Origin of the sequence: Streptomyces sp. BK239, assembly GCF_004217285.1 — a bacterium.
GTDB lineage: Bacteria > Actinomycetota > Actinomycetes > Streptomycetales > Streptomycetaceae > Streptomyces.
The window spans coordinates 486,112-499,214 of the sequence record NZ_SHKS01000006.1; the positions used below are offsets into that span (position 1 = coordinate 486,112).

Here is a 13,103-nt window from a genome sequence, read left to right on the forward strand (position 1 = left end):
CGGGGAGGTGAGCGACGCGCGGGGAGGTCGCTCCGCCGCGGTCAGGAGGAGGTCACTCCTCCACGGTCAGGCCCTTGCGGAGCTTGACCAGGGTGCGCGAGAGCAGCCGGGAGACGTGCATCTGCGAGATGCCGAGCTCCTCGCCGATCTCCGACTGGGTCAGACCGGCCACGAAACGCAGGGAGAGGATCTGGCGGTCGCGGGGCGCCAGCTCGGCGATCAGCGGCTTCAGGGACTCGACGTACTCGATGCCCTCGATGCCGTGGTCCTCGTAGCCGATGCGGTCCGCGAGGGCGCCCTCGGTGTCGTCCTCCTCGGGCTGGGCGTCCAGCGAGGCGGCGGTGTAGGCGTTGGAGGCGGCCATGCCCTCGACGACCTGGTCGTTGGAGATGCCGAGGCGCTCCGCCAGCTCAGCCACCGTGGGGGCGCGGTCGAGCTTCTGGGACAGTTCGTCGCCGGCCTTGGCCAGGTCCAGCCGCAGCTCCTGAAGCCGGCGCGGCACGCGCACGGACCACGAGGTGTCCCGGAAGAAGCGCTTGATCTCGCCGACGATGGTTGGCATCGCGAAGGTGGGGAACTCCACACCCCGGCTGAGCTCGAAGCGGTCGATCGCCTTGATCAGGCCGATCGTGCCGACCTGGATGATGTCCTCCATGGGCTCGCTGCGGGAGCGGAAGCGGGAGGCGGCGAACTTGACCAGCGCGAGGTTCAGTTCGACGAGGGTGTTGCGGACGTACGCGTACTCGTGCGTCCCTTCCTCCAGCGACTCGAGGCGCTCGAAGAGGGTCTTGGACAGGGCGCGTGCGTCGACGGCGCCCACCTCGTCGTACGGGGGGATCTCCGGGAGTCCGGCGAGCGCGTCGGCGGGTTCCAGACCCGGCGCGAGGGAATCCGGACCATCCGGAAGGAGTGTCGACGTCGCGTTGGGGGTATGCGGTGCGTCGAGCCGGGGTGACATGATGTCCTCCATCGTTCTCGGCATACGGCTGCCGAAGCCTGTGCGTGCACTGCGGTGTGCGGCGCCTCCAAAGCCGGCCGTGTCGGATACGTGCTCCTCTAGCCCTATCGGCTTTACTCGACCGATCGCAAGTGCGATCTGGTCGGTTATGTCCGTTTGTGGGTGATTGTTCGGCTGTTGGAGTGCGTATCGAAGGCGTAGTGTTCGAGGGCGTCAGGTAGCAGTCACGACCTCGGGAGAGACACGGCATGGACCACGGGACGGTCGGCAGCGCACAGTCTGGCCGACTTCTGGTGGAGGTGCGGGAAGAGGGCTCCAGCGCCGTCGTGACCCCGGCCGGTGAGTTGGATCACCACACGGCCGAATTGTTGCGGGAGCCACTCGACGACTGCCTCGCCAAGGGTGTCAGCCGGCTGGTGGTGGACTGCTCGAGGCTGGAGTTCTGCGACTCCACGGGGCTCAACGTCCTGCTCGGCGCCCGCCTGAAGGCGGAGGCCGCCGGCGGCGGGGTGCACCTCGCGGGCATGCTGCCCGTGGTGGCCAGAGTCTTCGAGATCACCGGCGCGGACGCCGTCTTCACCGTGCACGACACGGTCGAGGCGGCCCTCGCCGACGGGGACGGCTGACCCGCCCGCGGCGGGGCGGTCCGAGGTCGTCGACGGCGGCTCGGGCCCGGTTCCGGCCGCCTCCCGGGGGTTCGCACGACCGGCCGATCGGGTGCCGTTCCGTGCGTCTCGGCGCCGTGTGAGGGACGGGCCGGGTCACCTCCGGGCGAACAGGGGGTGTTCCGCCGGTTCCGTCGGGCAGGAGACATCCTGAACGTGGATGTAGGCGGCAACGGTACGAGAAGGGGACGGGGGCGGGATGCGCAGACCGACCGTGCGGCGGCTGCTGAGCGTGTGTACTGGTTCCTGCACGCTCGAAGTCGGAGACCGCGTGAGTCATACGGGCCCTGTCGTCCGTGTGATTCATGGGGGCCATGTGAGTCGTGTGAACCGCGTGAGTGAAGTGAATCGTGTGAACCATGTATTGGTGAATCGGTGAGGTGAAGCGCTGATGAGCACCACCCGGCCTTGCTCGCCGGGCGACCGCGGCCCTGAGCCCAGCGGCGCTTCCGGGGCGTCGACGGGCCGCGAGGTCCGCAGGCTGAGCTTCGACGGCGCGAGCGGGGTCGTCCCGATGGCGCGGGACTTCGCCCGCCAGGCGCTGTACGCCTGGGGCTGGCTGCCCGCCGCCACCGCCGACCAGCGGGCGGCCGCCGAGGACGTGCTGCTCGTCGTCTCCGAACTGGTCACCAACGCCTGCCTTCATGCCGAGGGGCCCGAGGAGCTGCTGATCGGCTGCGACAACAAGGTGATCCGCGTCGAGGTCTCCGACCGCGGCACGGGTCAGCCGGCCCCCCGCACTCCGCACCGCGCCGGCCGCCCCGGCGGCCACGGCATGTTCATCGTCCAGCGCCTGTGCCTGGACTGGGGAGTCGTGCGCGCGCCCGGCGTCGCCGGCAAGACGGTCTGGGCGGAACTGGGCGCCCCGGCCTGATCAACCCGCCCGGCGCCCGCCCCTCCGGACGAGCGCCGGCACGAGCCCCACGGCGCGGGAGGCCCCCGCCCGCCGTCTCTGGCCGGCGTGGGAGGCGACTCCCGACGGGGCACCGGGCCGTCCGCCCCTGCCCGCGGTCCCGGGCGGTTGCGGGAAGCGCCCACGCCCGCCGTCCCGCGCCGACGCGGGAGGCGACCCCCGCCGGAGTCCGGGGCCGTCCGCCCTCGCCCACGGTCCCGGGTCGCTACGGGAAGCGCCCTCGCCCGCCGTCCCACGCCGACGCGGGAGGCGACCCCTGCCGGGGTCCCAGGCCGTAACGGGAGGCGACCCCCGCCGGGGTCCCGGGCCGTCCGCCCCCGCCCGCCGTCTCGGGCCGTTACGGGAAGCGCCCCGGCTCGCGGCCCCGGGCCGTTACATGGGCCGCCCCCGCCCGCGGCTCCGTCATGTCACGCCCCTCGTGCGCTCGCGTGGGGCGGGCGTAACTCCGGTGTGTTCCTCCCCTTCCTTCCTCACGGTGCCCGGCGTACCTTGACGGCCCTGTCTGATGCACCGTCAGTAAATGGCGGGAGACGAACGACGAGCGCCTGTCGGGAATGAGGGGACCGTGTCGTACCGGAAGCGAACCGCCGCGCTCGCGACTGTCGCGGCTCTGGCCGGCCCGGCGGTGTGGGCGGCCGCCCCCGCGGCCAGCGCCCAGGTCGTGGACGTCAACTACGCCTGCAAGACGCCCATCGGCGACAAGAGCGCCCTCTCACCCATCGACATCAAGGGCGTGGCGAGCGGCGGCGCCTACAAGATCACCATGTCCTGGCAGAAGGGCGTCTCATCGAGCCCCGTCGAGCTGGGCAAGGGCGCGATGAACCCGAGCGCCACGATCAGACTGGGCGGCGCCGACAGCGGCACGATGACCGTCACCGGGCCCGCCAACCAGGCGGCGATCCCCGCCGAGACCCCCATCAAGATCAACGACCTGAGCGGCACGTACACCCCGAAGAAGACCGGCAAGGTCACCTTCACGCCCGGGGTGCTCACCATCAAAGCCCTCGGCACGACCACCACCTGCACCCCCACCAACAGCCCCCCGCCGGCGCTCACCCTCGACGTGACGGCGAAGGACGGCGGCGGATCGACAGGCGGCGGAAGCACAGGCGGAGGCAGCACAGGCGGCGGAAGCACAGGCGGCGGAAGCACGGGCGGAGGCAGCACCGGCGGCGGATCGACGGGCGGCGGCTCCCTCCCGCAGACCGGCCCCGAGGACTCCGCGATCGCCCTCGCCACCCTCGGCGGCACCGTCCTCCTCACGGGCGCGGCGGGCGCCCTCTGGCTGACCCGGCGGACCCGCACCCCCTGATCCCACGCGCACGTGCCCCCGTACGACCGTTGGAGCCGCCGATGCCGTACGAAGACGGAGGGCGAGCCGGCGTGAACGGCGAGCCGCACACACCGCGCCGCACGCCGCAGCGCACGGTGCCGGCCCTGGCCGCCCTGGCGCTGGCCCTGCTGCTGGCCTCCCCGCTTCCGCCCGCCCGGGCCGAAGCGGCCGCAGCGACCGGACAGCCCACCGTGCGGCTGTCGGTGCCCCAGGCGGGTGCGGGCGGCTCCCTCACCGTGACCGGCGGCGGCTGGCGGCCGCACGCACTGCTGACGCTGCTGATCTGCGGACAGGCCACCCCGGCCAGGGGCGTCCTCGGCGGCACCAACTCCTGCGCCAACGCCGACGGCCGGGCCGTCACCACCGACGCCGACGGCCGGTTCAGCCGCGCGCTGCCGGTGGCCGCGCCGCCCGCGCCGTGCCCCTGCGCGGTGCACGTGGCCACCACCACCGGGGCGAAGGCCCAGGCCGACGCCGCCCTCCAGGTGGCCGGGCACCCCGTGCGGCCGCTGCCCGCCGAAACGGGCAAGGGACGCCTGACGGTCCTCACCGACCCCCTGCTGGAGGGCTCCGACGGGCTGCTCACCTGGTTCGGCGCGCCTCCCGACCGCACTCTGACGTTCACCGTCGGCAACGCCGGCGTCGGGACAGTGAAGGACCCCGTCTTCGAGATCGGCACCGCCCACGGCGTGTTCGCGCCGCAGTGGGACGAACGGCAGTGGCGGGGCACCGTCGCCCCCGGCGGCAAGGCCCGCGTCGAGATCCCCGTCGAACTCGCCGCCGGCGCCCACGGCGACTACACCGTCTCGCTGAGATACGGCGGGAAGGTCCTGGACGAGCAGCCCTGGAGCGTGGGCCGGCCCTGGGGTGTGACCGTGTTCTGGGTCCTGCTCTGCCTCGTCGTGCCGGCCGCCCTGTTCCGCGTGGGCATGGCGGTGGTGAACCGGGTGCGGCCCCGCCCGGGGAGTGTGCGCCGCAGCGCGTCCACGGCCGTACGGCGACGCCGTGGGACGGCCGGGACGGACGGCGTCGGACCGCGCTCCCCTGCGGCCCCGTCCGCGTGGCCTCCGGGAAGGCTCGGCACCGGCTTCCCTCGCCCGCTGTGGCGCGACCGGGCCGCCACCGCCGAACAGCCGCCCGCGCGCGCCCCGGCCCTGCCGTGGTTCGCCCCGGACGCCGGTCCGGGCGCGGCGGGCGGGCCCGGCGCACCGCACGACGACGACCACCCGACGAGTCCGACGACGCCCGGCAGAAAGGGACCCCCGTGAGAGAGCGCGACAGAGCCGTACCGGGACCGGCGGGACCCGTAGGGCCGGGAACCGCGCCGTCCGTGCGGCGCCGGGCCGCCGTCGCGGCGGCCGCCGTCCTGACCGGCGGGGTCGCCGTGCTGCTGGGCGTGGCCGCCCCGCCGGCGCAGGCCGCCGAGGTCTCCTACGCCACCCGCTGCATCCCGCCCTCGGGCATCGGCCTGCCCCCGGTCGACGGCACCACCAAGGTCGAGATCACCGCGCCCGCCACGGCGAAGGTCGGCGACACCGTCGACGTCGTCTGGACGTTCACGCAGGCCGCGTCCAAGAACCCCGACATCATCGACCTGCCGGCCGACTCGGTCCAGCCGTCGGGCACCCTCAAGGCGGCCGGCGCGCAGAACGCGGACATCGCGATGCGGGGGCCGCGGGAGAACCCGCCCGTCCCCAAGGGCGGCGCGATGGTCCTGTCCGCCATGAAGGGCTCCCTCAAACTGACGACGGCGGGACAGGTCACGCTCACGCCGGACGCGTACGTCGTCAACGCCCTGTCGACGGACACCAGTTGCGCGCCCACCCAGCAGGTGCAGCCCGCGGCGACCATCACCGTGACCGCCGGGAGCGGGAGTTCGTCCGGCGGCACGGGCGAGCCGTCGCACACCGGGACGCCGAGCCACACCCCGACCAAGTCCGCCTCACCGTCCCCGCCCGCGTCCACGCCGGCCTCGCCCTCGCCCTCCGGGGGAAGCGGCGGGCGGACCGACTTCACCGGCAAGGTGGTGAACGTCCCCTACACCTGCCAGTCGCCCATCGGGCAGAAGAAGGCGACCTCGCCCGTGCAGATCAACGCGAGGAAGAACGGGGGGAGTTACGACCTCACCGTGCAGTTCAAGAAGTCGGTGATGGACAGTCCGATCGACATCCCGGCGAACTCGGTGAAGCCCGCCATGCAGGTGGTGCTCGGCGGGGCAGACAAGGGCTCGGTCGCCGTGGAGGGGCCGAAGAACGCCGCGCCGATCAAACAGGGCGCCCCGATCGAGATCCCCGACCTGACCGGCGTCTACAAACCGGGCGCCACCGGTGAGGCCACCCTCTCGCCGGGCGTCCTGACCATCGACGCCCTCGGCACCAGAACCACGTGCACGCCGGACAGCACGACTGTCTCGCTCACCCTCGACACCACCGAGCAGGCGAGCGGCGCGAGCGGTGCGACCGGCGGCAGCGGCTCCTCGTCGTCCACGGCGGGCGGCGCCTCCACCACCGGCGGCCTCGCCGAGACGGGCGCCGGCGACCACGCGACCCTGAAGGCCCTCGGTCTCGTCGCGGGCACGGCCGTCCTGCTGGGCGCCGCGGTCTTCACGTACCTGCCGGGCCGCCGGCGCACCCGCTGAGACGCGGCGAGGGCCGCCCCCGCCGAGTGCGGGAGCGGCCCTCGACAGAGCTGCGGGACGTCAGTTGACGTCGCCCATGAGCTCCTTCACGCGCTTGCGGTACATCCACACCGCCACGCCGGCCACGACGGCGAGCACGGCCTCCAGGGCCACGATGCCCGTCTTGTTGAGGTCGACGCCGGCGATGGACAGCAGACCGGTCGTGGCGTCGCCGGCGGTGACGGCCAGGAACCAGACGCCCATCATCTGGGAGGCGTACTTGGCGGGCGCCATCTTCGTGGTGACTGACAGGCCGACCGGGGACAGCGTCAGCTCGCCGACGGTCTGCAGGAAGTAGATGCCGACCAGCCACATCGCGGCCGCCTTGTGACCGCCGTCGGCGATCCCCAGCGGGGCGAGGAAGAGGAAGAACGACGCGCCGATCAGGACCAGGCCCATGGAGAACTTCACCGCGGTGCTCGGCTCCTTGCCGCGCCGGGCGAGGGCCAGCCACGCCCAGGCGAACACCGGGGCGAGTGCCATGATCATGATGGGGTTGACCGACTGGTACCAGGAGACCGGGAACTCCCAGCCGAGGACGCTGTTGTCGGCCGAGGAGTCGGCGAACAGCGAGACCGTGGAACCGCCCTGGTCGTAGATCATCCAGAAGACGGCCGCGGCCACGAAGAACCAGATGTACGCCGACATCTTCGACTGCTCGGCGCGGTCGAGTTCCTTGTCCCGCTTGATGCGGGCGATGACCGCCACCGGGATGATCAGACCGGCCAGCGTGATCGGGACCAGCAGCCAGTTCAGCGTGTAGTGGCCGGAGAAGCCGACGACCGCGTAGAACACGAGCGCGACGGCCGCCCACAGCGCGGACTTGCGCAGCGTGGCCGCCTTCTCCTCGGCGGACATCGGCGTCGGGACGACGTCGGAGCGGGCGTCCAGGTGGCGGCTGCCGAGGAGGAACTGGACGAGGCCCAGCGCCATGCCGAGCGCGGCGAGCGCGAAGCCCAGGTGCCAGTTGACGTTCTCGCCGACGGTGCCGATGACCAGCGGCGCGGCGAACGCGCCGAGGTTGATGCCGATGTAGAAGACCGTGAAGCCGCCGTCGCGGCGCGGGTCGTCCGGACCGTCGTAGAGGTGGCCGACCATCGTGGAGATGTTGGCCTTCAGCAGACCGGAGCCGATCGCGACCAGGCCGAGACCGGCGTAGAAGGTGCCGGCGCTGGGCAGGGCCAGGGTGAGGTGACCCAGCATGATGACGACGCCGGCGACGGCGACGGTCTTGCGGGGGCCGAGGACGCGGTCCGCGAACCAGCCGCCGGGAAGGGCGAGCAGGTACACGAGCGACAGGTATACCGAGTAGATCGCGGTGGCGGTCGCCGCGCTCAGATGAAGGCCGCCCGGGGCCACCAGGTACAGCGGGAGCAGGGCCTTCATGCCGTAGTAGGAGAAACGCTCCCACATCTCGGTCATGAAGAGAGTGGCCAGTCCGCGGGGGTGGCCGAAGAAGGTCTTCTCGGAGCCGGGGGTGCCCGGGCGGGCCGAGTCCTTCGTCAGGCTGGACGCCATGGTCGTTCCTTGCTGGTCGGGACGCATGCGTGGTGCGTCACGCGCCCGGTTGGGGCGGCCGGCGCCGGCGTCGGTCCGCCACAGGTCATTCCTTGGAGGGCCGGCATCCGCCGGCCCGCACACAAAAGAGACCTTCAGCGTCTGATGTGTGCCAAAGGTCCCCGCGGTGCTACAGGCGTTCTTTCACCATACGGCAGCACACTGCCGGATATGGAAGGACTTGAGACACGGATCACAGGTGAGAAAGGAACCGTGAGCGGGTATTCCAAGGTCCATCCCAGGATGGCATCCCTCGACCCCAGGTCCGTACCAACTGCGGCCGACCGGGGGAGGGGAGCCCGGCGGCGGCTGTCCGGCTTGTAGGGGTCGTCCCGGAGATGTCCCTGAGTAAGAATCCGGGGCCACCGTCACACCTCTGGCCCTGCCGCCCGCGGACTACCATCTGCACATGACCCGAGTACTGCTCGCCGAGGACGACGCGTCCATCTCGGAGCCGCTGGCCCGTGCCCTGCGCCGGGAAGGGTACGAGGTCGAGGTGCGTGAGGACGGACCGTCCGCGCTGGACGCCGGCATACAGGGCGGCGTCGACCTGGTCGTGCTGGACCTCGGTCTGCCCGGCATGGACGGCCTGGAGGTGGCGCGCAGACTGCGGGCCGAGGGCCACGCCATCCCCATCCTCATCCTCACCGCCCGCGCCGACGAGGTGGACACCGTCGTCGGCCTGGACGCGGGCGCCGACGACTACGTCACCAAGCCCTTCCGCCTCGCCGAGCTGCTCGCCCGGGTCCGGGCCCTGCTGCGGCGCGGCTCCACCGAACCCCAGCAGCCGCCCGCCACCCACGGCGTGCGCATCGACGTCGAGTCGCACCGCGCCTGGATGGGCGACGAGGAGCTCCAGCTCACCGCCAAGGAGTTCGACCTGCTGCGGGTGCTGGTGCGGGACGCCGGGCGCGTGGTCACCCGGGACCAGCTGATGCGCGAGGTGTGGGACACCACCTGGTGGTCGTCCACCAAGACCCTCGACATGCACATCTCCTGGCTGCGCAAGAAGCTCGGCGACGACGCGGCGAACCCCCGGTACATCGCCACCGTGCGGGGCGTGGGCTTCCGGTTCGAGAAGAGCTGAACGCCCCGCCGGGGCGGGGCACCCGCACCCCGTCCCGTGAAGTCACCGCCCGGAGGGCCCCGTGCGTCGCCGTCTGATCCAGTCCACCCTCGCCGTCGTGCTCGTCGTGATCGCCGTGTTCGGGGTCTCCCTCGTCATCGTCGAGACCCGCACGATCAGCAACAGCGCGCAGGAACGCGTGGACCTGGAGGCGGCGCGGCTCGCCAGCATCGTCGACAGCCGGCTCCTCGGTGCCGGGAGCGTCGACGCGGAGGTCCTGAGCGGCCAGCTCACCCAGGAGCGGTACGCGGTGATCCGCATCCCCGGCAAACCCGCCATCGAGGTCGGCTCCCGGCCCGACGGCGACGTCATCCGCGGCGACGCGCGGGGCGAGGAGGGCGAGAGCGTCGTCGTCGAGGAGCCGCGCTCCTCCGTGACGCGTGAGGTCGGCCGCACGTTCCTGATCATCGCGCTGGTGGCGCTGCTCGCCGTGATCGCCGCCGTGCTCCTCGCCATCCGCCAGGCCAACCGGCTCGCCTCCCCCCTCACCGACCTCGCCGAGACCGCGGAACGCCTCGGCTCCGGCGACCCCCGGCCCCGCCACAAGCGCTACGGCGTCCCCGAGCTGGACCGCGTCGCCGACGTGCTGGACGCCTCCGCCGAACGCATCGCCCGGATGCTCACCGCCGAACGCCGGCTCGCCGCCGACGCCTCCCACCAGCTGCGCACCCCGCTCACCGCCCTGTCCATGCGCCTGGAGGAGATCACCCTCACCGACGACCCGGACACGGTGAAGGACGAGGCGACGATCGCGCTCACCCAGGTGGAACGCCTCACGGACGTCGTCGAACGCCTGCTGACCAACTCACGCGACCCCCGCACCGGCTCCGCCGTCACCTTCGACCTCGACGAGGTCATCCAGCAGCAGCTCGCCGAGTGGCGCCCCGCCTACCGCAGCGCGGGCCGCGCCATCGTCAGCTCCGGCAAACGCCATCTGCGGGCGGTCGGCACACCCGGCGCGGTCGCCCAGGTGCTCGCGGCCCTGATCGAGAACTCCCTGATGCACGGCGGCGGCACCGTCGCGCTGCGCACCCGCGTCACCGGCAACCAGGCCGTCATCGAGGTCACCGACGAGGGCTCGGGCGTCCCCGCCGACCTGGGCGCGCGGATCTTCGAGCGGGCCATCAGTGGCCGCAACTCCACGGGCATCGGCCTCGCCGTCGCCCGTGACCTGGCGGAGGCCGACGGCGGCCGGCTGGAGATGCTCCAGGCCCAGCCCCCGGTCTTCGGCCTGTTCCTGTCCCGCACGGCCCCGTCGAAGAGGCCCGCGACGGACGACGAACCCACGGTGCGCTGACCGGGCACGGCTGGGGGTTCCGGACGGGTGCCGGGTCAGGCAGCGCCGGGCAGGGGCGCGGGAACTGCGCGACCGCCCACGACGACCCGGCGGCGAACCGACCCGGCGGCGAAATGACCTGGCTGCCGCGAACGCCCCCCGCTCAGCCGACCCGCTGCCTCGCCTGCTGCTCGCGCGAGCCCTCCGCGAGCAGCGACCGGTCGTCCGGCTCCTCCGCGAGCTGCGACGGGGCCTCCTCGACGGCCCCCTGATCGGGCATCGCCCGGAACACCCACGTCCGGTACGACCAGAACCGGAACAGCGTGGCGATGCCGATACCGACGAACTTGAACACGTTGTTCTGCAGCGGGCTGTTCCACCCGAAACCGTACGTCGCGACGTACAGCAGACCGTTCTGGATGACCATCCCCACCACACTGAACAGCAGGAACAGGGTCATCTCCCGCGTGCGCCCGCTCTTGTCCAGATCCCGGTCGCGGTAGGTGAAGTAGCGGAAACCGACGTAGTTGAAGGCGATGGCGACCACGGTCGATATGACGCTGGCCCGCACCACCTGGAGATCGGTGACGTGCCGGACGAGGTTGAACACACCGAGATCGACGAGAAGCCCCGCCCCGCCCACCGCGCCGAACTTGGCGAACTCGCGGACGAGTCGTCGCAGCCGTCCTCCCCCCGAGGAACCATGTCCCATGGTCGTACAGGCCCCCGTCCGGGTGTCGGTGTCGTCAACCCCGCCATGCTAACCACCCCACCTCCAGGTTTCCTGTGGTGCCGCTCACCGGCCCCGCTCACCGCGGCAAGAAGCCGGAAAGACGCCGGGAAGCGACGGGTAAGAGGCCGGAAAGAAGCGGTCGGGCCGCGTTCGGGAGGCGCGGAATCCGGCCGTCGCACGTGGCCGATACCCTAGGGGCGTGACGTTCCCGGTAGTCGGCATGGTCGGCGGAGGTCAGCTCGCTCGTATGACACACGAGGCGGGCATTCCGTTGGGCATCAGGTTCAAGCTCCTCAGTGACACCCCCCAGGATTCCGCGGCCCAGGTGGTGAGCGATGTCGTCATCGGCGACTACCGCGACCTGGACACGCTGCGCGAGTTCGCGCGGGGCTGCGATGTGATCACCTTCGATCACGAACATGTCCCCACCGAGCATCTGCGGGCACTGGAGGCGGACGGCATCCCCGTGCGCCCCGGCCCCGACGCGCTCGTGCACGCCCAGGACAAGGGGGTGATGCGCGCGAGACTCAGCGCCATCGGCGTGCCCTGCCCCCGGCACCGCATCGTCGCCGACCCGGCGGACGTGGCGGCCTTCGCGGCCGAGGGGGACGGCTTCCCCGTCGTCCTCAAGACCGTCCGCGGCGGCTACGACGGCAAGGGCGTGTGGGTGGTCGACTCCGCGGAGGAGGCCGAGGACCCCTTCCGCGCCGGCGTCCCCGTCCTCGCCGAGGAGAAGGTCGACTACGTCCGCGAACTCGCCGCCAACGTCGTCCGCTCCCCGCACGGCCAGGCCGTCGCCTACCCCGTCGTCGAGTCCCAGCAGGTGGGCGGCGTCTGCGACACCGTCATCGCCCCCGCACCCGGCCTCGACGAGGGCCTCGCCCTCAAGGCCGAGGAGATGGCCCTGACCATCGCCAAGGAACTCGGCGTCGTCGGCCACCTCGCCGTGGAGCTGTTCCAGACCCGCGACGGCCGCATCCTCGTCAACGAACTGGCCATGCGCCCCCACAACTCCGGCCACTGGTCCATGGACGGCGCGATCACCAGCCAGTTCGCCAACCACGTCCGTGCCGTCCTCGACCTCCCGCTCGGCGACCCGCGCCCGCGCGCCGAGTGGACCGTCATGGTCAACGTCCTCGGCGGCGACTTCCCCGACATGTACTCCGCGTACCTGCACTGCATGGCCCGCGACCCCCAGCTCAAGATCCACATGTACGGCAAGGACGTGAAGCCCGGACGCAAGGTCGGCCACGTCAACACTTACGGCGACGACCTCGACGACGTGCTGGAACGCGCCCGTCACGCTGCCGGCTACCTGAGAGGCACGATCAGCGAATGAGCCCGGTTGTAGGCATCGTCATGGGGTCCGACTCCGACTGGCCCGTCATGGAGGCCGCCGCCAAGGCCCTCGACGAGTTCGAGATCGCGTACGAGGTCGACGTCGTCTCCGCGCACCGCATGCCCCGCGAGATGATCACGTACGGCGAGCAGGCCGCAGACCGCGGACTCAAGGCGATCATCGCGGGCGCCGGCGGCGCCGCCCACCTGCCCGGCATGCTCGCCTCCGTCACCCCGCTGCCCGTCATCGGCGTCCCCGTGCCGCTGAAGTACCTCGACGGCATGGACTCCCTGCTGTCCATCGTGCAGATGCCGGCCGGCGTCCCCGTCGCCACCGTCTCGGTCGCCGGCGCCCGCAACGCCGGCCTGCTCGCCGCCCGCATCCTCGCCACGCACGACGAGGACCTCCTCGCCCGTATGCGCGACTTCCAGCAGGACCTGAACGACCAGGCCACCGAGAAGGGCAAACGCCTGCGCAACAAGGTCGAGGGCTCCGGCAGCGGCTTCGGCTTCGGGAAGTGACGCCC

Annotated in this window: 12 protein-coding genes; 9 read left to right on the forward strand and 3 right to left on the reverse strand. The window is 71.9% G+C overall.

Annotated features, from left to right (window positions below):
* Positions 1–52: 52 nt before the first annotated feature.
* The gene (locus tag EV567_RS21455) at positions 53–958 is read right to left on the reverse strand and encodes an RNA polymerase sigma factor SigF (protein WP_207228818.1); all 906 of its coding nucleotides are present in this window, start codon (positions 956–958) and stop codon (positions 53–55) included.
* Positions 959–1,206: 248 nt separating this feature from the next.
* Here EV567_RS21455 and EV567_RS21460 point away from each other — a divergent pair, with 248 nt between their 5' ends.
* The 5 genes from EV567_RS21460 to EV567_RS21480 all read left to right on the forward strand — a co-directional run bounded on the left by EV567_RS21460 (position 1,207) and on the right by EV567_RS21480 (position 6,507).
* Positions 1,207–1,584: an STAS domain-containing protein gene (locus EV567_RS21460; RefSeq protein ID WP_130442494.1), complete on the forward strand. Its 378-nt coding sequence runs from the start codon at positions 1,207–1,209 to the stop codon at positions 1,582–1,584.
* 430 nt (positions 1,585–2,014) lie between these two features.
* Complete coding sequence (locus EV567_RS21465; RefSeq protein ID WP_130442496.1) at positions 2,015–2,497, forward strand: ATP-binding protein; 483 nt, start codon at positions 2,015–2,017, stop codon at positions 2,495–2,497.
* Between the two features lie 604 nt (positions 2,498–3,101).
* Positions 3,102–3,848 carry a peptidase gene (locus EV567_RS21470; protein ID WP_207228819.1) on the forward strand — a complete coding sequence of 249 codons (747 nt, stop codon included), beginning with the start codon at positions 3,102–3,104 and terminating at the stop codon, positions 3,846–3,848.
* 41 nt (positions 3,849–3,889) lie between these two features.
* Entirely contained in the window at positions 3,890–5,137 is a 1,248-nt protein-coding gene (locus EV567_RS21475) for a hypothetical protein (RefSeq protein ID WP_242620937.1), read from the forward strand.
* 98 nt (positions 5,138–5,235) lie between these two features.
* The gene (locus EV567_RS21480) at positions 5,236–6,507 is read left to right on the forward strand and encodes a hypothetical protein (RefSeq protein ID WP_242620945.1); all 1,272 of its coding nucleotides are present in this window, start codon (positions 5,236–5,238) and stop codon (positions 6,505–6,507) included.
* A 60-nt stretch (positions 6,508–6,567) separates the two neighbouring features.
* Here the strand turns inward: EV567_RS21480 and EV567_RS21485 are convergent, their stop codons facing one another.
* A complete protein-coding gene (locus EV567_RS21485) occupies positions 6,568–8,064 on the reverse strand; it encodes an oligopeptide:H+ symporter (RefSeq protein WP_130442500.1) in 1,497 nt (498 codons plus the stop codon).
* A gap of 448 nt (positions 8,065–8,512) precedes the next feature.
* Between EV567_RS21485 and EV567_RS21490 the strand changes: the two genes are divergently transcribed.
* A complete protein-coding gene (locus tag EV567_RS21490; protein ID WP_130442502.1) occupies positions 8,513–9,190 on the forward strand; it encodes a response regulator transcription factor in 678 nt (225 codons plus the stop codon).
* A 61-nt stretch (positions 9,191–9,251) separates the two neighbouring features.
* Positions 9,252–10,526 carry an ATP-binding protein gene (locus EV567_RS21495; RefSeq protein WP_130442504.1) on the forward strand — a complete coding sequence of 425 codons (1,275 nt, stop codon included), beginning with the start codon at positions 9,252–9,254 and terminating at the stop codon, positions 10,524–10,526.
* Positions 10,527–10,668: 142 nt separating this feature from the next.
* Here EV567_RS21495 and EV567_RS21500 read toward each other — a convergent pair whose 3' ends face one another.
* Complete coding sequence (locus tag EV567_RS21500) at positions 10,669–11,217, reverse strand: GtrA family protein (RefSeq protein ID WP_130442506.1); 549 nt, start codon at positions 11,215–11,217, stop codon at positions 10,669–10,671.
* Between the two features lie 220 nt (positions 11,218–11,437).
* Here EV567_RS21500 and EV567_RS21505 point away from each other — a divergent pair, with 220 nt between their 5' ends.
* Both EV567_RS21505 and purE read left to right on the forward strand, forming a co-directional pair.
* Complete coding sequence (locus tag EV567_RS21505; protein WP_130442508.1) at positions 11,438–12,577, forward strand: 5-(carboxyamino)imidazole ribonucleotide synthase; 1,140 nt, start codon at positions 11,438–11,440, stop codon at positions 12,575–12,577.
* Entirely contained in the window at positions 12,574–13,098 is a 525-nt protein-coding gene (purE, locus tag EV567_RS21510) for a 5-(carboxyamino)imidazole ribonucleotide mutase (protein WP_130442510.1), read from the forward strand. Before EV567_RS21505 ends, purE begins: the two co-directional genes overlap by 4 nt.
* Positions 13,099–13,103 lie beyond the last annotated feature (5 nt).

Bases quoted from the DNA above. Each gene is read 5' to 3' on its own strand.
- EV567_RS21455 (WP_207228818.1), bottom strand. From the start codon at position 958: ATGTCACCCCGGCTCGACGCACCGCATACCCCCAACGCGACGTCGACA.
- EV567_RS21460 (WP_130442494.1), top strand. From the start codon at position 1,207: ATGGACCACGGGACGGTCGGCAGCGCACAGTCTGGCCGACTTCTGGTG.
- EV567_RS21465 (WP_130442496.1), top strand. From the start codon at position 2,015: ATGAGCACCACCCGGCCTTGCTCGCCGGGCGACCGCGGCCCTGAGCCC.
- EV567_RS21475 (WP_242620937.1), top strand. From the start codon at position 3,890: ATGCCGTACGAAGACGGAGGGCGAGCCGGCGTGAACGGCGAGCCGCAC.
- EV567_RS21485 (WP_130442500.1), bottom strand. From the start codon at position 8,064: ATGGCGTCCAGCCTGACGAAGGACTCGGCCCGCCCGGGCACCCCCGGC.
- EV567_RS21490 (WP_130442502.1), top strand. From the start codon at position 8,513: ATGACCCGAGTACTGCTCGCCGAGGACGACGCGTCCATCTCGGAGCCG.
- EV567_RS21500 (WP_130442506.1), bottom strand. From the start codon at position 11,217: ATGGGACATGGTTCCTCGGGGGGAGGACGGCTGCGACGACTCGTCCGC.
- purE (WP_130442510.1), top strand. From the start codon at position 12,574: ATGAGCCCGGTTGTAGGCATCGTCATGGGGTCCGACTCCGACTGGCCC.